Source organism: Nostoc sp. (assembly GCF_036916975.1).
Taxonomy (GTDB): domain Bacteria; phylum Cyanobacteriota; class Cyanobacteriia; order Cyanobacteriales; family Nostocaceae; genus Nostoc.
This window is the reverse complement of record NZ_JBALFF010000010.1, coordinates 15779-37423: the sequence shown is the minus strand read 5'-3', so window position 1 is coordinate 37423 and position 21645 is coordinate 15779. Positions and strand designations below refer to the sequence as shown.

Annotated in this window: 21 protein-coding genes and 1 riboswitch; of the genes, 10 read left to right on the top strand and 11 right to left on the bottom strand. The window is 41.5% G+C overall.

The features are described from left to right. The first annotated feature begins 77 nt into the window (after window positions 1–77). Together V7K73_RS01990 and V7K73_RS01985 are read left to right on the top strand one after the other, a co-directional pair. On the top strand, window positions 78–617 hold the full coding sequence (locus tag V7K73_RS01990) for a hypothetical protein (protein WP_334876645.1): 540 nt from the start codon (window positions 78–80) through the stop codon (window positions 615–617). A gap of 237 nt (window positions 618–854) precedes the next feature. After that, window positions 855–1466: a hypothetical protein gene (locus tag V7K73_RS01985; protein WP_334876643.1), complete on the top strand. Its 612-nt coding sequence runs from the start codon at window positions 855–857 to the stop codon at window positions 1464–1466. Between the two features lie 201 nt (window positions 1467–1667). On the opposite strand, the gene V7K73_RS01980 is transcribed toward V7K73_RS01985, so the two are convergent. Next, complete coding sequence (locus tag V7K73_RS01980; RefSeq protein WP_334876641.1) at window positions 1668–2978, bottom strand: aminopeptidase P N-terminal domain-containing protein; 1311 nt, start codon at window positions 2976–2978, stop codon at window positions 1668–1670. A 565-nt stretch (window positions 2979–3543) separates the two neighbouring features. Between V7K73_RS01980 and V7K73_RS01975 the strand changes: the two genes are divergently transcribed. Then, on the top strand, window positions 3544–4800 hold the full coding sequence (locus V7K73_RS01975) for an FG-GAP repeat domain-containing protein (protein ID WP_334876639.1): 1257 nt from the start codon (window positions 3544–3546) through the stop codon (window positions 4798–4800). Between the two features lie 59 nt (window positions 4801–4859). Here V7K73_RS01975 and V7K73_RS01970 read toward each other — a convergent pair whose 3' ends face one another. The 8 genes from V7K73_RS01970 to V7K73_RS01935 all read right to left on the bottom strand — a co-directional run bounded on the left by V7K73_RS01970 (window position 4860) and on the right by V7K73_RS01935 (window position 11374). Next, a complete protein-coding gene (locus V7K73_RS01970; protein ID WP_334876637.1) occupies window positions 4860–5630 on the bottom strand; it encodes an MBL fold metallo-hydrolase in 771 nt (256 codons plus the stop codon). A 3-nt stretch (window positions 5631–5633) separates the two neighbouring features. After that, complete coding sequence (locus V7K73_RS01965; RefSeq protein ID WP_334876894.1) at window positions 5634–6233, bottom strand: anthranilate synthase component II; 600 nt, start codon at window positions 6231–6233, stop codon at window positions 5634–5636. Between the two features lie 265 nt (window positions 6234–6498). After that, the gene (locus tag V7K73_RS01960; protein ID WP_334876635.1) at window positions 6499–6954 is read right to left on the bottom strand and encodes a diacylglycerol kinase family protein; all 456 of its coding nucleotides are present in this window, start codon (window positions 6952–6954) and stop codon (window positions 6499–6501) included. Window positions 6955–7107: 153 nt separating this feature from the next. Then, window positions 7108–7635 carry an rRNA maturation RNase YbeY gene (gene ybeY, locus V7K73_RS01955; RefSeq protein ID WP_334876892.1) on the bottom strand — a complete coding sequence of 176 codons (528 nt, stop codon included), beginning with the start codon at window positions 7633–7635 and terminating at the stop codon, window positions 7108–7110. Between the two features lie 121 nt (window positions 7636–7756). Continuing rightward, window positions 7757–7912: a DUF3285 domain-containing protein gene (locus tag V7K73_RS01950; protein WP_100899181.1), complete on the bottom strand. Its 156-nt coding sequence runs from the start codon at window positions 7910–7912 to the stop codon at window positions 7757–7759. Between the two features lie 224 nt (window positions 7913–8136). Then, a protein-coding gene (gene prfB, locus V7K73_RS01945) for a peptide chain release factor 2 (protein ID WP_334876632.1) occupies window positions 8137–9259 on the bottom strand; the annotation gives its coding sequence in 2 pieces (ribosomal slippage) (window positions 8137–9186 and window positions 9188–9259; 1122 coding nt in all). A 125-nt stretch (window positions 9260–9384) separates the two neighbouring features. Beyond that, a protein-coding gene (locus V7K73_RS01940) for a PCRF domain-containing protein (RefSeq protein WP_334876630.1) occupies window positions 9385–10516 on the bottom strand; the annotation gives its coding sequence in 2 pieces (ribosomal slippage) (window positions 9385–10440 and window positions 10442–10516; 1131 coding nt in all). Between the two features lie 129 nt (window positions 10517–10645). Beyond that, a complete protein-coding gene (locus V7K73_RS01935) occupies window positions 10646–11374 on the bottom strand; it encodes a Bax inhibitor-1/YccA family protein (protein WP_265272475.1) in 729 nt (242 codons plus the stop codon). Between the two features lie 337 nt (window positions 11375–11711). On the opposite strand from V7K73_RS01935, the gene V7K73_RS01930 reads away from it, so the two are divergent. After that, window positions 11712–12497 (top strand): RNA polymerase sigma factor SigF, encoded by a 786-nt coding sequence (locus V7K73_RS01930; protein WP_334876628.1) that lies wholly within the window; start codon window positions 11712–11714, stop codon window positions 12495–12497. A gap of 50 nt (window positions 12498–12547) precedes the next feature. Here V7K73_RS01930 and bchD read toward each other — a convergent pair whose 3' ends face one another. Further along, window positions 12548–14584 carry a magnesium chelatase ATPase subunit D gene (gene bchD, locus V7K73_RS01925; RefSeq protein ID WP_334876890.1) on the bottom strand — a complete coding sequence of 679 codons (2037 nt, stop codon included), beginning with the start codon at window positions 14582–14584 and terminating at the stop codon, window positions 12548–12550. Window positions 14585–14676: 92 nt separating this feature from the next. On the opposite strand from bchD, the gene V7K73_RS01920 reads away from it, so the two are divergent. From V7K73_RS01920 to V7K73_RS01905, 4 genes are all read left to right on the top strand, one after another. Further along, window positions 14677–15264, top strand: a complete 588-nt coding sequence (locus V7K73_RS01920) for a Uma2 family endonuclease (protein WP_334876626.1) — start codon at window positions 14677–14679, stop codon at window positions 15262–15264. 43 nt (window positions 15265–15307) lie between these two features. Continuing rightward, the gene (locus tag V7K73_RS01915; protein WP_334876624.1) at window positions 15308–15916 is read left to right on the top strand and encodes a hypothetical protein; all 609 of its coding nucleotides are present in this window, start codon (window positions 15308–15310) and stop codon (window positions 15914–15916) included. 199 nt (window positions 15917–16115) lie between these two features. Then, a complete protein-coding gene (gene rnc, locus V7K73_RS01910) occupies window positions 16116–16802 on the top strand; it encodes a ribonuclease III (protein WP_334876888.1) in 687 nt (228 codons plus the stop codon). Between the two features lie 95 nt (window positions 16803–16897). Then, the gene (locus tag V7K73_RS01905; protein WP_334876623.1) at window positions 16898–17233 is read left to right on the top strand and encodes a XisI protein; all 336 of its coding nucleotides are present in this window, start codon (window positions 16898–16900) and stop codon (window positions 17231–17233) included. Window positions 17234–17258: 25 nt separating this feature from the next. Here the strand turns inward: V7K73_RS01905 and V7K73_RS01900 are convergent, their stop codons facing one another. Beyond that, window positions 17259–18449: a sensor histidine kinase gene (locus V7K73_RS01900; protein ID WP_334876621.1), complete on the bottom strand. Its 1191-nt coding sequence runs from the start codon at window positions 18447–18449 to the stop codon at window positions 17259–17261. Between the two features lie 417 nt (window positions 18450–18866). Further along, window positions 18867–19075, top strand: a riboswitch (cyclic di-AMP (ydaO/yuaA leader). 97 nt (window positions 19076–19172) lie between these two features. Here V7K73_RS01900 and ntrB point away from each other — a divergent pair. Together ntrB and V7K73_RS01890 are read left to right on the top strand one after the other, a co-directional pair. Then, on the top strand, window positions 19173–20024 hold the full coding sequence (gene ntrB / locus V7K73_RS01895) for a nitrate ABC transporter permease (RefSeq protein WP_334876619.1): 852 nt from the start codon (window positions 19173–19175) through the stop codon (window positions 20022–20024). A gap of 78 nt (window positions 20025–20102) precedes the next feature. Further along, entirely contained in the window at window positions 20103–21545 is a 1443-nt protein-coding gene (locus V7K73_RS01890; RefSeq protein ID WP_334876618.1) for an ABC transporter substrate-binding protein, read from the top strand. Window positions 21546–21645 lie beyond the last annotated feature (100 nt).

Genomic DNA, 21645 nt, shown 5'->3' with positions numbered 1-21645 from the left:
TCACCAATCTAGAAAATCCGAAACTGGCAGCACAGATAATGTATAAATAAATCTACCCACTTTGATTTACACAATTTATGAAAGCTAAATTATTAACTCTTGCTTTTTTAACATTGGCAGTTTCTTCTTTAACTGTCAGCACAGTTTTAGCACAGGCAAAACTGACAAATCAATCAAAATTGTTCATCAATGGTGTGGGACGTGTTCGAGTTGGGATGACTGTTTCCCAAGCGGCAAAGGCTGCTGGTACTAAGCTAGTGGGCGATGCACCTAATAATAATTGCTACTATGTTAAGCCACAAAACCAACCCAAAAATCTTTCATTCATGGTTACAAAAGGTCGCATTTCTAGAGTAGATGTGCGGCAAAATACCCAGATTACTACCCCCAAAGGTGCAAAAATTGGCGACACCGAAGCGCAAATCAAGTCTCTTTACCCAGGACAAATTAAAGTCACACCTCATAAATACGTCCAAGACGGACACTACTTGACATTTATCCCGAAAGACAGTGCTAACCAGAACTATCGTGTGGTATTCGAGACTGATGGTAAGCGTGTCACTCAGTTTCGCTCAGGTAAACTCCCGGAAGTTGAATTTGTTGAAGGCTGTTCTTAATCTGAGATAAGTAAGTGGGTCAAATTAAATATAAAACCTCACCCTCTATCCGGCTTTCCCCGACAATAATAAGGAGAGGGATTCAGGGTGAGGTATGTCGGACATAAATTGTATGTGTATGTTATTTAATTCTTATTCCTTAGCGATCGCAAGTTGCCTAACTTGCCGCCTTTGGTATCGCTGGACTTTACTCCCAAGATGATACTATGCAGTTAAGCATGATTGAGAGGTGATACAGTGCCGTACAGCGCCTTTAATCTTAGTAAAGTAAAAACAGACTTTAAATTAATCTTTGTTGAAAATCAAGATTTATTTACCGATGTGCAGACAGTTTCACCTAGTGAATATCTAAATTTGATTTTCTCTGAGCATCTACCATTGGTGACAGCAATAAATACAGAAAAAGCTCGTTCTGAACTAATTATTATGCCTGTTTTAATTGAAGTTAAACGCTTCTTTAAATACCAAATTAGTATATTTTCTGGTTCAGAGTTTAATGTAGATGCTGCCAAAGGCTTAGAAGGGCGCTGTGATTTTATTCTCAGTTGTTCACCAGAACAATATGATATTACTAGTCCTGTTGTGACTATTGTGGAAGCTAAAAATGAGAGTATTAAATCTGGTTTAGGACAATGTATTGCCACAATGTTTGCATCTCAATTGTTTAACCAGCAACAAGGAAATATTATCAATGAAATTTATGGTGTAGTTACAACAGGAACAGATTGGAAATTTCTCAAACTTTGTGAGAATACCATTTTTATCGATAAGAACGATTACTTTATTAAAGAAATAGACAAAATATTAGGAATTCTGACAACGACTCTGATGGCTTGTCCTCAATTTTAATTTGGGGATGGTTCGTACCATCCGGGAGCATCCCAATTTTGGCTAAATCTTTTCCCTCACCCCCAGCCCCTCTCCCAAATATGGGAGAGGGGAAACATAATTCTAGTTCCCCGAATCCCAAATATGGGATTCGGGGTTAGGGGATGAGGGCAAACACAAGGTTTTTGCACCTGACGGGATGCTCCCTACCATCCCCATTTTTTATCTTTCTAATTCATCCACTGCTTTGGGAACTCCCGCAGTTAACACCTCATGTCCATCAGATGTAACTAACACATCATCCTCAATCCGAATACCAATACCAACCCATCGAGGATCAGTCTCTGGTTGATCTTCTGCTAGTTTGGTGTCAGGCACAATATATAATCCCGGTTCCACTGTCAAAATTTGGCCTGGTTGCAAAATCTGCGGTTTGCCTTCACCGTGCTGGTAAACACCCACATCATGAACATCCAACCCTAACCAATGACTGGTGCGATGCATATAATATGGCTTATATTTTTCTTCTTCAATTAACTTATCAATTTCACCTTTGAGGATGCCAAGCTCAACTAAACCTTCCGTGAGAACGCGCACTGCTGTATCATGAACTAATTTAAAGGGATTACCTGGTTGCACTTGAGCGATCGCTTGTTTTTGCGCCTCTAAAACAATCTCATACAGCGTCTTTTGTTCTGGCGTAAATTTACCACCCACAGGAAATGTCCGCGTAATATCCGAGTTGTAATAACCGTAAGCACAACCGGCATCAATTAGCAGTAATTCTCCATCCTGCATTTGACGATTATTTTCAATGTAATGCAGTACGCAAGCATTCACCCCAGAAGCCACAATCGAAGGATAAGCCGGGCCTAAGCCACCCCGGACTCGAAAAATGCGCTCCATCTCCGCCTGAATTTCATACTCATAACGTCCGGGGGCGGCGATTTCTTGGGCGTAATTGTGTGCTTCGACTGCGATCGCTGCTGCTTGGCGCATCAATTCCAATTCAGCTTGACTTTTTATCAATCTCATGCTATTGAGAACGGGGCCAGTATCTTCAATGGCGACAGGCCCTGTACCGCGTTTAGGATAAGTTCGTAGTAGACTTTGATAATGTCTCAGGATTTGGTCATTAAAAGTGCGATCGCGTCCTAAGTGATAATAAATCCGGCTGGCTTTTTCCAAATACTGCGGTAACTTTTCATCTAACTCGCTAATGGGGTACGCTTCATCAGCACCATAAATTTCTTTGGCTGCATCTACCCCACAAAGATAACCAGTCCATACTTCCTTTTCGCGCTCCTTTGGTTGGACAAATAGCACAAACCGATGTTCTGAATGATGTGGCGCTAACACTGCAACTGCCTGTGGTTCATTAAAACCAGTCAAGTAGAAAAAATCACTGTCTTGGCGATAAACATACTCGACATCGTTGTGCATCACTGCCATTGGCGCACTGCGAAAAATGGCTGTACCATCACCAATTTTTGCCATTAACTGCTTGCGACGCTGCCGATATTCTGCTTGCATAGTTGATGTACTTATAAAACTATTGTGTTATTTTACACTTTTAGTAACTAGTAGATGCACAGTCCATGCTTCTCGGTAGTTGCTAATCTAAATTATTCTAGCCAATATTTCTTTCTACTCAACTCATAAATTGTTGGAGAATAATCAATTATCTGGAAAAGCTAAGATCCCCGACTTCTTTAAGAAATCGGGGATTTTATTGGTAATCACATCATATTTATCTAGTGTAAATATTTTTATGTAGCCCAGTAACAATTACATAAATATGTATGTATGTTTAAATTCAACATTGTAAATATCAACGAGAATAGATAAAGTCATCAATCTTTATCTATAAATCATCATATATATAAGGCACAAAAAATATTTTGCATTTGCTTAGATAGAACTTGAAAATTTCATCATAATCGTTTAAAACAAATAGATATTTATCTTCAATAAATGATATTAATAAAGAAAAATATTTATAAAGAAATATTTAAACCCTGGTAAATGTTATTTGGTTACAGAAAAAGATGATCACAAAAAGTTAAAAAAATATAACAACCAATCATAAAAATACACCATGCTTGGAACTACAAATTCCTCACCCTTATCTTTGAATACAACTCAATGGGCAGCAGATTCTCTTGCAAAATCACAAATATTGACAAATTCTCTTAGTAGTATAGATACTAATTTGGGGCTTGGGAGTAGTAGTTATTCACAACCACTACAAGATCAATTGTTTACCCAACAAGCAGTGACCGCGCCTACCAAAACGTCACCAAATCCCAATCCTAATCCTTACATAACTAGCGCGGCGATCACTCCTGACTTTAACGGTGATGGCAAAACCGACAAAGTTTGGGCTGATCCTACAACCGGTGAAATTATGATTCGGTTGATGGATGGAACAAAAGTTTTGCAACAGGGTTCTCTAGGGAAATTTGACCTATCCGCCTATACTTACAAAATTGGTGACTTCAATGGTGATGGCAAAACCGACTTCTTATTACGCAATAAGACAACCGGTGCTAATAGCATTGTGCTAATGGATGGCACAAAAGTTGCTAATATGGCATCTTTAACCACCCTTGACCCAGCTTGGACTCCTGAGATTGGCGATTTCAATGGCGATGGCAAGACCGATATTTTCTGGCATGATACTAAAACCGGTGAGAACGCTATTTGGCAGATGAATGGTACAACAATTCTGAGTTCAACTGTTTTAGATAAAACAGACCCAGCGCTAACTCCTACCATTGTTGATTTCGACGGTAATGGTAAGAGCGACATTTTCTGGCGCAATCAGACAACCGGCGCTGACAGCGTTTGGTTTATGGATGGTACACAAAAGACTCAATTGGCGCTGCAATCACAGGATGCTGCCTGGACTCCTACCCTTGGTGATTTCAACGGCGACAATAAGACTGACATTCTCTGGAGAAACACTCAAACAGGTCAGAACCAGATTTGGTTGATGAATGGTATCATAGTCACACAGGGTACTCTGGGGACACTTGACTCATCCTGGACTTCTCAAATTGGTGATTTCAACGGCGATGGCAAGACCGACATCTTCTGGCACAATAGCAAAACCGGCGAAAACACCGCTTGGTTGATGGATGGCACAACAGTTGCTACTCAAGCTTTCCTACCGACCACAAACGTAGCTTTGACACCATCCCTTGGCGATTATAATGGCGATGGTAAGACCGACATCTACTGGCGCGATCAGACAGGAGGTGCAGACACCATTTGGACTATAGATGGGACAACAGCAACTCCAAATCCGATTAGCGATGCTGATAAACTTACCCCAGAATGGTACACATTCTAAAATCAGAATTCAGGAGTCAGGAGTCATTATTCTCCCCTTTCTCCTTCATCCCCTCCTCCTCAAAACTTGTAAGTCAAAACCTGAATCTCCCCATTCTCCGGCAAATCTTTAGGGGTAATTGAAATACTATCTCCATTGCTGCGCCGCACTTTCATACCTTTCATCAAGGTAAGAAAATCGTCGAGTGGGGATATATCGCACTTAGCAGTATCAGCAGCTTGTGTCCGGTAATGGGTCGGAATCACTAACTTGGGATTTAACACTTGAATAGCCTGCTTTGCTTCCTCAGCATTGTAGGCTTTTGCACTGCCTCCCACTGGAATGAATGCGACATCGGGACGACCCATCAAGATTTTTTGCTCAATGGAAATGGGTGCAGCTGCTCCCCCTAAGTGTAAGATATTAATTCCGCCTTGCTTCCAACTCCAAGCGGTATTTGAGCCAAACTGTCTACCAACTTTGCGATCGTGGTCTATGGCAATTCCTTGAAACTTAATGTCTTTGAACTCGTAAACTCCTGGTTCGTAGATGAGTTTTGCATTTCCCGGTAGTACGTCTACAGCACCTTCATCTAGCAGTTGGCTGCTAATCAGTACTAAATCTGCTGCAACTTTGGGTGGACGATACTTAGCAGTACAGCCGCCTGGCCGAAATGGATTGACGATAATTTTTGCACCGCCACCAGTAAAAAGAAAGCAAGTATGACCCAACCACTGAACTGATAAACCGCTAGATTCCGCGTCAGCTTGAGATTCCGAACCCAAGGTAGTGGTAACTAAAGCTGTTACCAATCCCGCCCCAGCATAGCCCATCAACTGTCGTCGTTTCATTAATTATGCTCTTGACTGTAACTGTTCCAAAAAATTTCGCAATAACTGTTTTCCTGAAGATGTCAGGACACTCTCTGGGTGAAACTGGACGCCCTGAATATGAGGATACTTCCGGTGTCGCACTCCCATAATGGTGTTATCTTCAACCCAAGCGGTGATTTCTAACACATCTGGGCAAGTCTCACGTTCTATCACCAAACTATGATACCTGGTGGCGGTTAAAGGATTTTCTAATCCCTGAAAAACCCCCACCCCAGTGTGAGACACCTGAGAAGTTTTGCCATGCATCAATTCTGGAGCAGCAATTATTTTACCACCGAACACTTGACCGATGCTTTGATGTCCTAAACAAACGCCCAAGATTGGCAAATCTTGTCCTAGCTGTTCAATCAATTCTAAAGAAATACCGGCATCTTCCGGGCGACCTGGACCTGGAGAAATAACCACGGCTTCCGGCTTTAATGCCCGAATCTCATCTATGGATATCTTATCGTTACGAAAAACTTTAATATCATCTGCCACTGAGAATTCTGCTGCCAATTCTCCCAGATACTGTACTAAATTATATGTAAAACTGTCGTAATTATCGATAACTATAATCAAAGCTGATAACTCCTGGCTTTTACCACTCATCAGTTGCAAACAGCATAGACAAATATCTGATGCTATTTGTTCGCTAGATGTAAAAATAACGCTGACGTGGACGGCTAAAGATTACCAAGTAATCCTTTACCCAGGATGCTTGGCGCGACGTCGAATAGCCCGTCGTAGACATCGCCTCACTTTTGAATTGCTTATAATGTGTTCTCCAGAGGATCGGACAGAGTGCGATCGTCTTATCGGCTCACTTGGCGATGGCAAATCACGTCTACAAAGTCGATATAATTAACTTTACCAGAGGAGGGAGCAATAGCATACCAGCTACCAGCACCGCTACCAAAGCAGAAACAAGCACTGCACCAGCCGCACAATCTTTAGCAATTTTTGCCAATTCATGGTATGTCTGCTTAACGGTTAAGTCCACAAGAGACTCGATCGCTGTATTTAGTAACTCTAATGCCAAAACTAAACCACTAGTTACACCAATTACCGCTATTTCTACCGCTTGCAGATGTAGAAAAACGCTTAAAGCGATCGCCAACGCGCAAACACTTACGTGAATGCGAAAATTACGTTGAGTTTGAAAACTATAGCTGATTCCAGCCCAGGCATATTTAAAACTAACAAATAAATTAGAGGCTACTTTCCAGGAGAATTCCCGTTCGTTAGACACAAGTGTTTGTAACGAGGTAGGCGTTGGTGATGGAGAAATTTTTTGGGACATAGACTTAAAAACACAAAAACAGAGTTGCTACAGTGGGAACATTCGCCGATTTTAATGGCGGAATTAACTTTGAGGCAATCTTTAAGCAATTTTCCACAGAAGTATTATAAAAGTATTACCCAAAATTAATATTAAAGAATACATGAACTGTTCCTATTCCATGTCAATAGGAATACCTACCGCATTCAGCAATCTCACTTGCTGTTCTAACATTCGCCCCAAACTTTCTTCATCAGGATGATCCCAGCCCAAGAGATGTAACAAACCGTGACTAACTAACCAGGCTAGCTCAGTTGGTAAGCTATGTTCCTGCTGTTGAGCTTGACGTTGTGCTGTATCTACAGACACAATGATATCACCTAAATATAATGGTACAGAAGCAAGCATCTCTTTGCTTTGAGGAAAATCCACCTCCAAAGCAGCAAAGGCTAAAACGTCTGTAGGCTTATTTTGTTGACGATATTGGGCATTCAGTTCTTGAATTTGCGTGTCATCTGTCAAACGCAGCCCGATTTCATAGCTTGGCGCTGAGGGAATATCAGGGTGAAGTATTTCCAACCACTGATTAAACCAATTTTCCCAAGTTTCAGGAGGAATTCGGGGATCAGTGTCCTCAATTTTTACAGATGTTGTCGGGGACAACTCGGAAAAATCATCCTCTACGTATAGTTCAACGCTCAGGGACACACAGTCTCCTAGTCTGAGGTTTACGGTTTGTCGTTAAGATTGTCCTTTGTCAATTGGTCATCTGTCTTTTGAAATATAAATGACTCATGACAACCCTCACCAGTTGCGTGATAGCTTAGTGAGTTAAGTAAGCAAGACCAACAAGGAGAGATAAAAGCCCTACAGCAGTCAACGCAAAATGCTTTAGGGAAGTTCCACCCTTCCGCACCATGTTTCGCATGGCGAGTTTTACGTAGCTAGGTTGAGGTTCTGTTGAAGGAGTGTTGCTCATAGTTATTTGTCCACAGACTCTTTTATAACTGTAACAGTTGGTCTGGAATAGAATAGCGATCGCCTGTATATTGCTCACAAATTTCTCTAAAAACGCCCAATCAGACGGAATCGTGCGATGTCTAGGGCTATTCGGCGTCGCGCTAATCTTAAATACTAAAAAATAAATAACAAGTGCTAAGTAATATTACAATTAATTACTTAGCACTTGTAAATAATCACAAATTATGGAACGCTGTTTTCTACTAATTTATTTTCTTGGCGCAGATAAGCTTGAATGAATGGATCAAGTTCGCCATTCATCACATCACCAATTGCCGTTGTTTCTGTATTTGTACGTAAATCCTTTACCATCTGGTAAGGATGAAATACATAGTTACGGATTTGATTTCCCCAGGAGGCTTCTACCATATCGCCACGAATTTCGGCAATTTCTTGGGCGCGTTGCTCTTTGGCGATGACCAACAGCTTTGCTTTGAGGCGATTTAGGGCTTTTTCTTTATTTTGCAGTTGCGATCGCTCCTCTGTACAGCGCACGGCAAGACCAGTGGGAAGGTGAACAATCCGCACCGCCGTTTCTACTTTGTTGACATTTTGCCCACCTTTACCACCAGAGCGAGTTGTGGTGATATCCAAATCCTTATCTGGAATATCTAATTGCACAGAGTTATCAATCTGCGGCATCACTTCCACCCCGGCAAAACTGGTTTGTCGCTTACCGTTGGCATTAAAAGGTGAAATTCGCACTAAGCGATGTGTACCCATTTCCGATCGCAAGTAACCATAAGCATAGCGACCGGTAATTTCTAGGGTTGCCGATTTAATTCCGGCTTCATCACCCTCCGACTCTTCAGCTAAAGTTACCTTATAGCCGTGAGCTTCGCCCCAACGGGTGTACATCCGCATCAGCATAAATGCCCAGTCTTGAGCATCTGTGCCACCAGCACCAGCACTAATCGTCAGTACAGCACCTTCGGCATCATAGAGGCCGGAAAGTAACTGTTGTAATTCCCACTGATCCAGGTCACGATTCAGTTTAGTGATGGTAGATTCCGCTTCTTGGAGTAGCGCCTCATCAGTTTCTAACTCCAGCAATTCAACAACTGCCCTAGTATCTTCTAAATTGGCGTGCCAGCGATCGTATTGTTCGAGGTGGGCTTTCAGGTCGTTGAGTTCTTGTAGGGTTTCTTGGGCTTCGGTTTGGTTATCCCAAAATTCTGGTTGGGCAGATATTTTTTCGAGGTCTTGAATTTTGGCTGTCAGTGCAGGTACGTCAAAGATAGTCCTGGGTTTTACCCAGGCGGCCAGACAATGTTTCGATTTCGCGTTTGAGTTCTAGGACATCCATAATAGTTGCTGAATGATAGATAGAGCGCTTTGGATTGGAAAATTGCTCTTTATTCTACTTATGTTTCTTGATTTTAGCTGTAGTTGGGCAAATTTTTTCTGTACTACTTATATAAGTTACAAAAATTACTCGGAATTATCAAGCGCTTCTTGGGTCACTGAAGTAGTGTGATTTAGCTGTTGCAGATAAGCTTTGATAAACAAATCAATTTTACCGTTCAAAACCTCTACCGCAGCAGGTGTTTCTACATTGGTGCGTAAATCTTTTACCTTGGTGTAAGGATGCAAGATATATTCGCGGATGAGGTTGTTGGATAGAGATTTTATCAGCCGGGGTTGAATTTTGTCAACCTGGACACCTTGGGCTAGTGCAATCGCAAACAGTTTACTCTTGAGAAAAGCTAAGGCTTTCTCTTTGTTTCCCATCAGACTGCGCTCTTGGTCGCAAAATACACTAATGCCGGTAAGAATGTGAACTATCTTTACCCATATTTGTGGACGGTTGACATTCCCCCGATGAAGAGGCCAAGTAATTTCCAAATCCTTCTCTGGAATCTCCCAGTCAACGGACTCATCCAATATTGGGATAACTTCTACACTAGCTAAACTGATCCCCAAGCTGTTAGTTACATCGAAGGGCGATATCTCCTGTAGTTGATGTATGCCTGTTTCTGATTTGAGGTAGCCGTATGCATAACTTGCTGTAATTTCTAAAGTCGCATAATTAATTCCGGCTCGATTACCCTCAGAAATGGCTACTAAATCAAATTGGTAATTGTGGCTTTTTGCCCAACGCCAGTACATTTGCAGCAACATATATGCCCAGTATTGAGCATCTGCATTATTAACTTCAGAAATAATAGTGAGAAATGCACCTTTTTTGTCGTGGGGGTCAGACAATAATTGTTGTATTTCTGCTGTTTCGAGTTCTTGTTGGAGTTGGGTAAGGTTAGTTTGCGCCTCTTGCCACAATTGCTCATCAGCTGATAATTCCAATAATTCCAACGCAGCCTTGATATCTTCTAGAATCGAACACCAGCGCTGATATTGCTCATGCTTGTAGAATATGGAGTATTCAATTTCTTGAAGGACTTCATAAGCACGGGTTGGATTATTCCAAAAATCCGGTTGAGCAATTACTTGATCTAAATATTGAATTCTTGTAGTCAAATATTTGAGGTCAAAGACAGTCTTCGGCCTTACCCAAGATATTAGACAACTTTTCTACTTCGATTTTGATATTTAAGAATTCAAGCATAGTTTTGCTCACTTGAGGCTTAACTTATCTACATATTCTACTATTAAACAAATAAAAAACCCGTGGCTGCGGAAAATTTAACCACGGGTTTTACTTTATAAAACTTTACTTTTGTTAGTGCCTACCTACTTAATCGCGGCCATTAATGGCAATGAGTAACCGCAAGATAAAGACAAACAAGTTGATGTAAGTAAGGTACATCGACAAAGCAGCAGGTAGATATTGGTCATCGCTGTAAGTGCGGGGCAAGATGTAAAAATCGACAACAGAAACCCCAACAAATAAGAATACTCCTAAACCGGAGATGGCAATTTCTAACCAATTTGGCGTGTAAACACCAAACATGGCAAACCCAAATTGGGCAAGGCATACAACCACCAAGGCGATAACGCCAAGATTGATGGTTTTCGTCAAAGCCATGCCATCTTGTTCAGAGAGATTTGAACCAATTTGACGGGCGAAAATAAAAGTAACGCCACAACCAAGGGCAGCCAACCCAATACCTTGAATGCCAACACCTTGGGATCTCAAAGCGACAAATACCAAGCCACTGAGAGTATATCCAGACAAGAGGCTGTAGGTTGCCAACAGGGGTAGTGCAAGACCCTTATTACCTTTTTGGGCAACATTTTGGGCAACAAAGAACAAAATTAACTCCAAAATCACCGCACCAATGAAGGTGGGAAAGAAGATTCCGGGGTTAGTACGGATAACTCCCAAACCGCCGTAGGTTCCTAATGCCGTTAGCACCAATCCACCACCGACATAGGGGAGGGCGTTGGCGATTACGTTTGGGCCAACGAGGGCGTGAGATTTAGCTTCACGGATAGCTTCACGAAAATTACTCGTATTGCTCATATTGAAAAACTGTTTTTTAGGAAAATGTTCTGCCTATTTCTATTCTTACAAAGATTTAAGGCAAGAAACCAGTAAGGGGTTACGTAAGGTAGGAGACAACTAAACAAAAAAGATTATCCAAGATTGAAATTTTTATCTCAAAAACAAACATAACCTGCAACAGTGAGCGGAATAAAATCATGCGTACAAATACTGAATTATGGAGTGCGACCCCTCACAAGTTCAGTGAAACGACGATGGCTTATTCTGCCCTAACTAAGGAAAATAATGACAGCTTAAAAGAAAATATACGCAACTCCATTTTTCCAGGAATAGGAGTTACAACAAAGGAATGTATATGGCAGCAAGTGAGTCCTCTTTACGAACTGATGGTATAGAATTATTACACTTGTACCACCAGAATCCTTCTATTAAACTTCGTAATAAACTTGTACAGTTACATACTGGCTTAGTGCGGAAGATGGCTCATAAATTTAGCCATCAATGTAATGAACCTTATGAAGATTTAGAACAAATCGGTTATTTTGGTTTGATTAGGGCAATTGAGCGTTTCGACCCTAGCCAAGGATACGCTTTTAGTTCCTTTGCAGTGCCATATATTCGCGGTGAGATGCTGCACTTTTTGCGCGATCGCAGTACTCTATTAAAAATTCCCCGTCGTTGGCAAGAATTATATAATGAAGGGCAAAAGATTCGCAAGGACTTGGCAATGTCTTTAGGTCGCCAGCCCAAGGATGCTGAAATTGCTAAGGAACTCCGGGTATCTGTGCAAGAATGGCAAGAAACCAAGTTAGCTGCTCAAAACCGGATGCCTTTGAGTTTAGACGCAACCGCAGTTAACTATGTTGATTGCCAAATAACCTTGGGTGAGGCACTTCCTTGTCCTCGTTCTCATGTGCTTCTGCAACAAGAAGAAGAACGCCAACAACTCCAGGGTGCAATCAATATGTTGGAAGAAAAGCCCCGCATGGCAGTTGAGATGGTCTTTCTGAAAGAACTTTCTCGCAAAGATGCGGCTAAAAACATTGGTACTAGTCCAATGACGGTAACGCGCTATCTGCAAAAGGGAATCCAAGATTTGATTTGCTATTTACAACCCCAGGTAATGCCCACTGGTTCGTAGTCGTGCTAAGTCAAAAATCCAATGACAAATGACAAATGACAAATGACTAATTATCGAGATTTTAAATCAGCGATCGCACCTTTGGTCATAGCAGCAATAGCTTGATCTGTGGCTTTTGGCAAATGATAATATTTACCGCCTGCTGTTTGCGATAATTCTTTAGCAAAGCCTGTAGACACAAATTTACTTTCGGTATCAATTACTAATAGTTGCATCCCCAAAGCCCGGATTCTGGCAGCAATTTCTAATAATTCTCCTTTGATATCTGGCTTTTCTCCTGGTTCTAGCTGTTCACCCAAAGAACGCGCTAAGGGAATATTACCCCGCCCATCAGTGATTGCTACAAGGACAACTTGCCCAATATCTCCACTCATCTGAGCATTTAAGCCGACGCGCACAGCTTGAGTTAAACCATGCGCTAAGGGCGAACCCCCACCACAGGGCAACCTTTCTAAGCGGTTACGCGCCAAAGCAATAGAACGTGTTGGAGGCAATAATACCTCTGCCTGTTCTCCCCGGAAGGGAATCAATGCTATTTGGTCGCGGTTTTGATAAGCTTCTGTTAACAGTTGCATCACCGCACCTTTAGCCGATTGCATTCGATTCAAGGCCATTGAGCCAGAAGCATCTACCACAAATACTACCAGCGCCCCCGCTTTGCGTACCAGGCGTTTCGAGCGAATATCAGGCTGTTCTACAATAACTTTTCTATTTGGTTGTCTTTCTCTTCGGGCTTTTTGATAAGGAGCAGCTGCTCTCAGCGTCGCATCTACTGCAATGCGTCGCGCTTTCCCCTTGGGCAACATCGGCTTAATGTAGCGTCCCCTGTCATCAGAAAAGATGACACTGCGACTACCAGATTTACCTTGCCGCTTTGCCATTTGAGTAAAATACAGCACGTTGTCATCAAGGATTACCCCTTCGGGATCAAAAATGAATTCTTCCGGGATGCTAGGGGGTTCTTGTTCTTCCTGTTCTTCTTGTTCTTCCTGTTCTTCTTGTTCTTCTTCAGATTCGTCCTGGGGTTCTTCTTGATTCTGTTGCGGTGGGGGTGGCGGAGGTGGTGGTGCTTGTTGTTCTGGTGGTGGTGTCTGCACAACTGTGGCGCGTGGTACAATCACCAATTCCACCGCACGACGCAAATCTTCGGCATTAACTGTTGTTCGTCCATCCATTGCCGCCGCAGCTTTGGCAACCCGCGTGGCGAATAACTCGGCGCGATGTCCCTGAACTCCGCCGCGAATCGCTTCATCCACTAAATAGGCAATTTGTTCATGGGTGATGATGACTTCTTTCAACCATTCCCGTGCCAAGATGATTTGGGTTTTGAGGGAGTCTAAGTCTTCGTTGTATTGTTTGAGGAAGTCTTGGGGAGATTTAGAATAAGCGATCGCAACTTCAACTGCTTCTACTCTTTGATCTAAGCCGAGTACACCGTCAGCAGAAAGTGCGATCGCAATTCTATCTAACAAATGCTCCCGTAATCCGCCTTCTTCGGGATTGTAGGTGGCAATAAATAAAGATTTGCACGGATGCTGAAAACTAATCCCTTCCCGTTCTATCTGGTTGCGTCCCTCAGATAATACTGTTAGAAGCTGATTTGATATTTGGTCATCTAATAAATTAATTTCATCTACGTACAGTACACCCCGGTTTGCTGTAGCGAGTAATCCCGGCTGAAAAATGGTGTCACCTTGTTTTACCGACTTTTCCACATCTACTGAACCTAATAGTCGGTCTTCGGTGATACCTAGAGGAATTTGTAAAAAAGGCGCGGGGATGATTTGGACTGGAACATCTTGAATGTCTTTGTCTGCATACTCCGCCAAAAGTTGATCGTCCCATTCTTCGGGGTGGTTGGGGTCGCAATTGCTGATTGAGCCTTTGACAACTTCAATCGGCGGTAGTAGAGCGTGGATAGCACGAGCCATCACAGATTTTGCCGTACCGCGACGACCTGCGATCGCCACTCCTCCCAAACCAGGATCAACTGCGGCTAACAGCAACGCTAATTTAATTGCTTCTTGACCGACTACGGCACTCAAAGGAAAGGCAGTGATGCTGGGATTGATAGTAGGCGCGGACATTGTTTGCTGTTCATAGCGAGTCTTGGCCTTTAGCATACCAATTTCTGGCACATTTAAAATAAGTATTATGGCAATGAGAGAAAGGTAAGGTTATGAGTATTGCTCAGGCTAAACGCTTCACACTAGATGAATACCACAGGCTTGGAGAATTGGGCTTTTTTCATGAAGATGACCACATTGAATTAATCAACGGGGAAATTATTGAGATGGCATCCAAAGGTAAAGCTCATGAAACTTGTTTAAGAAAACTGTGGAAAGAACTCCCCAAAATCCTGGGAGACAAGGCTACTTTGCAATCTCAAGCTCCCATTACTTTACCACCTAAAAGCGAACCTGAACCGGATTTTGCAATTGTTCAAAACCGTTCTGATGATTATCTGTCGGCTCACCCTAAAGCGGCTGATGTGTTATTGGTGATGGAGGTTTCAGATTCTTCTTTAGCTTATGACCAAGATGTGAAAATACCTCTCTATGCTAAAGCGGGTATTACTGATTATTGGATATTCAATTTATTCGATAATTATTTGGAAGCTTACAGTGAACCATATCAGGATAATCAAGGCAGATATGGTTATTCAAGTAAGCGAATTTTCTTGTCAAATCAGGTAATAAATTTTCCCTGCTTTCCTGATTTATCTCTTGATTTAGCTAGGGTGTTTCCGCCAAAGCTAAATTTTTAAACTTTGTTATAGAATTAATTCATAAGACAAAAGAGTAAGTTTTATGGCTTATAGTGATTTTAAACTTATTGAAGTTATTGATTCTTTTGAATTAGTTATCAACGAGTCATCTGGACTATTCGCAAATGTGCAAGAGCATGAATGTAGTGATTTATTATCTACTATTCTTAAGGAAAATATTGATTTAGCAGTAGCGATAAGTACAGAAAAGGCTCGGAGTGAAATGATAATTAGTCCAATTTTATTAGAAATTAGACGTAAATTTAATTATGAAATAAGCTTTTTTTCTGGAGTTGATTTTAGTGTTGATAGTCAACGAGGACTAAATGGCCTTTGTGATTTTATTTTGAGTCTTTCTACGGAGCAGTTACTTGTGCGTAGCCCAGTGATTGTTTTAGTAGAAAGTAAAAATGAGAATTTGAGGTCTGGTTTAGCCCAATGTATTGCCGAAATGGTAGCGGCTCAGTTATTTAACGAGAGAGGTGGAAATCAAATCAAAGCGATATATGGTGCTGTTACTATCGGTACGATATGGCAATTTATGAAACTTGAAGGTAATGTAGTTTCGATTTATTTGAGTGAATATTATATTAAGGATATTAAAAAAATTTTAGGTATTTTGTATGATGCGATCGCGCAAAGTAAACTGTAAATTATTTATTAGCTAAAATATTATTTAAATAAATTATAATTTTGAGACAATACCATAGATAATTTTTAAACTTGATGGATGTTAGGTGAGGTCTTCCGACAAGTCGCTACGCGTCTGCGCTTTTACTAAAAGTTTTTTCATGTCTAAACTTGTAACAGTTTGGCAACAGTTAATTTCCACAACAAAACACAAGATAAAAATGCACAAAGTTCTAATATTCCATAATGAAAAACTTCTGCGCCGTGCGCTTACCCACCGTTCTTATGTCCATGAAAACCCCGGAGAAGGTGAACATAATGAACGTCTAGAGTTTCTCGGTGATGCTTTGCTGAATTTCTTAAGTGGCGAGTATCTATATAAGTGTCACCCAGAAATGGGAGAAGATGAATTAACCCGGCGGCGTTCGGGGCTGGTAGATGAAAAGCAATTGGCAAAGTTCGCAAAGGAGGTAGGTTTAGACTTTAGAATGCGGTTAGGAAAAGGCGCTATTCGAGACGGAGGCTTCCAAAATCCTAATTTGATCAGTAGCACCTTTGAAGCTGTCCTTGGTGCTTACTATTTAGATAATGATTCTAATATTGAAGCAGTTCGCGCAATTATACAACCGCTATTTGATTCTGTAGATTCTAAGCATATAGTTGTGTCTCGTTCTAATGTAGACTCAAAAAATCGCTTTCAAGAATGGGTACAACGCAACGTTACTCCAAATCCTCCCAAATATTTTACAGAACAAATAGGAGGGCCTTCTCACGCGCCAGAATTCATAGCAAAAGTATTGGTAGATGAAAAAATTTACGGCGAAGGTAAGGGACGCAATAAGAAAGACGCAGAAAAAGCTGCTGCTGAAGATGCGCTAGATAAGTTGAAAAAACAAGGATTGTTATAGAGATAATTTTTATCTTATTTTAATGAACGTACTTTAATAGAAACTGAGAATCTAAAGTTAGTTGTTTTTAATCCAGAAACTGAGAGGATTATCCAATGGATACCTTAGATAATTATCGACGCATGATTAAAGAGGTATTAGTACCTTACACACAAATTCCTTATTCCCATGCAGCTATTGAATGTAAAGCAGTCTTTGATAGTGAAAATGACACCTATTTACTGATAACTCTAGGCTGGGATGGTGTCAAGCGAATTCACGGTTGCTTAGTTCATATTGACATTATTGATGGCAAAATCTGGGTACAACGAGATGACACAGAAGATGGTGTGACTTACGAATTACTAACAGCAGGAATTCCTAAAAATAAAATTGTTTTAGGATTTCACCCGCAAAATGTCAGGCCACATACGGGATATGCAGTTTCATAAATTTTAAAATATACTATAAACTTTCTCATATCTTGACTTCTAAGGGCAAAATTACAGTGAAGGTAGAACCAACGCCCACTTCAGAGACTAGCTTAATTTCACCTTCGAGTAGTTTTACTAAGCGAGATACTATTGCTAATCCCAATCCTGTACTATCAGGCAGATAGGGGCGATCGCTAAAACTGACGCGAAAGTAAGGTTCAAATATCTGGGCTTGGTTTTCTGGTGCAATGCCAATTCCACTATCAGAAACTGCGATCGCCCATCTTTGATTCTCCAACACCTGACACATTATAATAACAGTCCCCGACTCTGTATAACGAATCGCATTACTAATAAGATTTGTGACAATTTGTTGGCACTGAAAAGGATCTGTGATTAAGTCTTTGGGAGCGCGATCGCAATCTACTACGACTTTTAAATTTTTAACACCTGCTAAAGGTTGCAACATTTCACAGACATTATTGATTAATTCTTGCACATCGGTGGGTGCTAGGTGGAGTTTTATCTGCCCTGCCTCATACCGCGAAAGTTCTAATACATCGTCGATCAGGTGGAGTAATTGTCTACCATTGCGTAGTACCCGCTCAATATGTTCGAGATTGGCAGAAGTGTCTTTTATCTCAGTCTTTCGTCGTTGTTGGCGTAAAAAAAGATCCGAGTAACCAATAATGGAAGTTAGGGGATGTTTCAATTCGTGGGCTAGTTGTGAAACATACTCTTGATTGGCGCTAATCAAGCGCGTGAGTTCATCATTATGGAGTGTTAGTGATGCCTGCAACTGCTGTAATTCTCGCAACCGCTCCTCAACATAACTTTTGAAACAGCGAGCGATCGCTTCGTCTATGATAGCGTCAATCAAACGCATAGAACGAATTATCTCTACAGGTGTTCCCCCCAATAAATCTGGTTGTAGAGCATCAAATATTACTGTTCGCAGCAGATGATATTCTCTAGCAATTTCTGCTGAATCAAAGCCTTGTTCCGCTCGAATAGCTCCATGCTGAAAACTGGCAGTAACTATTGACTGAATATCATTATCCTGAGATTTTGAAAGCACTGTCACCATTGCTTTCAAAACATCAGGGATGTGATCCTTGACTGCTGTGTAAGATACGTCATCAGCACTTTCAATCCGTCTATCCCGGAGAACTGCTAGAATCCATTTATCGATGATGTTGTCCCTTTTTTCAGCCAGTACTTGACTAAAATCCATTATGTTTAATATCAGCTAGAAGATAGATGAGTAAACTTCCATATCCAATTAGTTTAGCGAGTACAGCGCGTATCTACCACATTAACCGATTTTCTTCACCTACCAAAAGAAATATATTATACATACTATTTTGTTTGCTGATTAATTAACCGGATATAAAATTTTTTCAGCATAATCTATTTTGGATTAAAAAATATTAATCAAGCAAATAACATTCTTGATAGTTGGCTCGACTAGATTATTTAGCGGTCTGTGCAAGGAGTTGACCACAACACAACTAAAATAATAAGTTTTATTTACTACAAATAATTAAAACTAAACACTTAATATTAGTATTAAAATTAACAATAATTATCATAAGATAGATGGATTTTACTGAGGATCGATGGTATATTGTGCATAATTTAGTATCCATATAGAGTAAGTCAGCCTAATCCAGCGTGTCACAGTGCATAACGCTGGAGCGGAGGAACCAAATTGTGGGGCGTATCTCATAGAAAGTCAGAAGTTAGAAGTTACTAATATTTAACTCATAACTCATAACTCATAACTCATAACTTTCTTGTGAAGGGCATCTCTCAGCCCTAGCCCGTCAGCTAACTTCGTAGGCATTGAGAGGAGACTGAAGAGACGACATTTTTATAATGTTCCGATCTCATCGGTGTCCAAGGCTGGTACTGCTCGGATTCTTTGTACCTGCACTTAAATCTGTTGAGGTCGTAAATGATATTTCAATTAAATTTGGCCGCGATCGCAGCGATCGCCGGACAAGCTGCTTGGAAAAAAACAAAACCTGTTATCCTCAAAGATGTCTTCATTCTACCTGTGTTAGGGTTTTTGGGAATAATTGTGTTGTGGTGGATTATTGCACTTGCCAACCATGAATTGATGCCCACCCCACCAGAAGCGTTCATTGCTAATTTAGACTACATCTTAAATCCCTTCTACCAGCGAGGCCCAGGTAACTTGGGAATTGGTTGGCTGTTGATTGCAAGTCTGCGAAGGGTATTAATAGGCTTTTTGTTAGGTGCGCTAGTGGCGATTCCTTTGGGGTTTTTAATTGGCATGTCTAGACCGGCAATGCTAGCACTCAATCCGATCATTCAAATTTTTAAACCTGTATCGCCCTTAGCTTGGCTACCCATCGCCTTAGCAATTTTCAATTTAGCAGAACCTTCCGCGATTTTTGTCATCTTTATTACCTCCTTGTGGCCGACAATTATTAATACCGCATTAGGAGTTTCTAGCGTTCCCAAAGATTATTTAGATGTTGCACGAGTGCTAGAAATGCCGCGTTGGCGACGGATTACAAAAATAATTTGGCCTGCAAGTTTGCCGTATATTTTTACAGGTTTGCGAATTAGTTTAGGGATAGCTTGGCTAGTAATTGTTGCCGTAGAAATGCTCACAGGCGGTATTGGTATCGGCTTTTTTGTCTGGGATGAATGGAGTCGTTTAAACCTGAGTTCAGTCTTTTTAGCTGTATTTATAATTGGCTTAACTGGGTTAATCCTAGATTACGGCGTGGGCAAAATCCAAGAATTAGTAACCCATCGCCCTAAAACTTCCAACTAACAAAATTTGGCTGCTATCAAAACAGCAGACACTCTGCGCCTGAAGCCTGAGTAATTAATCACCAATGGAGCTACAAAAATGGGTGATATTAACTGGACTCGACGAGATATTATCAAGGGAATAGGAGCAACAACGGCGGGAATAGCACTATCTTCTTGTGCGATTTCAGGAGATAGATCCGCCAAAGGACTAACTCCAGAAGCCTTAGCTGTACAACCAGTAGTTAGATCCCAAGACCTAGAAAAAGCCGATATTACAGTTGGTTACGTTCCTGTTAATGATTGTGCGCCATTTGCGATCGCCTGGAAAAAAGGCTTCTTCCGCAAATATGGTTTGAACGTCACACTCAACCGCGAAGCCAGTTGGGCTACCTCCCGCGACGGTTTAATTTTTGGTCGCCTGGATGCTTCACCCGTAGTATCTGGTGCTGTCACCAACGCCAGAATTGGTGCTGAAGGCGCACGCCACGCCCCCTTATGTGCAGCGATGACCATTCACCGCCACGGTAACGCCATGACAATGAACAAAGCCATGTGGGACTTTGGTCTGCGTCCGTGGTACGAGTATCAAGAAAAATATGGCGATGGTGCTTTAGAAGCCTTTGGGCGCGATTTTAGAGGCTACTTTGACAAGCAGCCGCCAGAAAACAGAGTTTGGGCGGTAGTATTAAGTTCCGCCATTTATGAATACTTTGTCCGTTACTTATGCGCCGCCGCAGGTGTTGATCCGCTTAAAGAGTTTCGCGTTATCATCGTTCCGCCACCCCAAATGGTAACAAATGTGCGGATTGGTGCAATGCAAGCTTACATGGTTGCAGAACCTTGGAATACACGAGCAATAACAGGTAATGAAAACATCGGCTTTACCTTCGCACAAGGTAAAGAAGTCTGGTTGGGACACCCAGATCGGCTTTTGGGGGTGATGCAATCTTTCATTGACCAATATCCCAAAACCTATCGTTCCCTAGTCAAGGCGATGATTGAAGCCTGTCAATATTGCAGCAAAGCAGAAAACCGCCAAGAAGTAGCCGAACTGATTACAGACCGTTCCTTTACAGGTGCTAGACCCAAAAAGAAAAATGCCCCAATTACGAAATTCACAAGTCCGGGAATTCTCGGCAATTACAACTATGGCGGCTTTGACGGCAAAGACCGCACCATCAAAGCCGCTGACACCACGATTTTCTTCGATATTCCTGACAACCTTCCCAAACAGCTAGGAGAACACTCCACATTCTTATGGAGATCGAGAAGTATCTGGTTGATGACACAAGCCGCACGGTGGGGACAAATTAAGAAATTCCCCAAAAATGCCGAGAAACTAGCCGAACTTGGCTGGCGAACAGATTTATATCGGGAGATAGCATCTGAAATGGGCATCAAATGTCCCAAGGATGATTACAAGGTCGAACCACCAGAAGTATTTATAGATAAGAAAGGCTTCGACCCCAGCGATCCTGTAGGCTATTTGAATAGTTTTGCCATCAGGGCTAATGCTCCCACTAACTTTTTCATGTCTTAAATCCCTGCCAATTTTGGATTTTGGATTTTGAATTTTGGTTCCTTGGTTTATGCTCTGCCTCAGCAGCCCAGCATCCTTTTGATCGGGAACAATCTAAAAT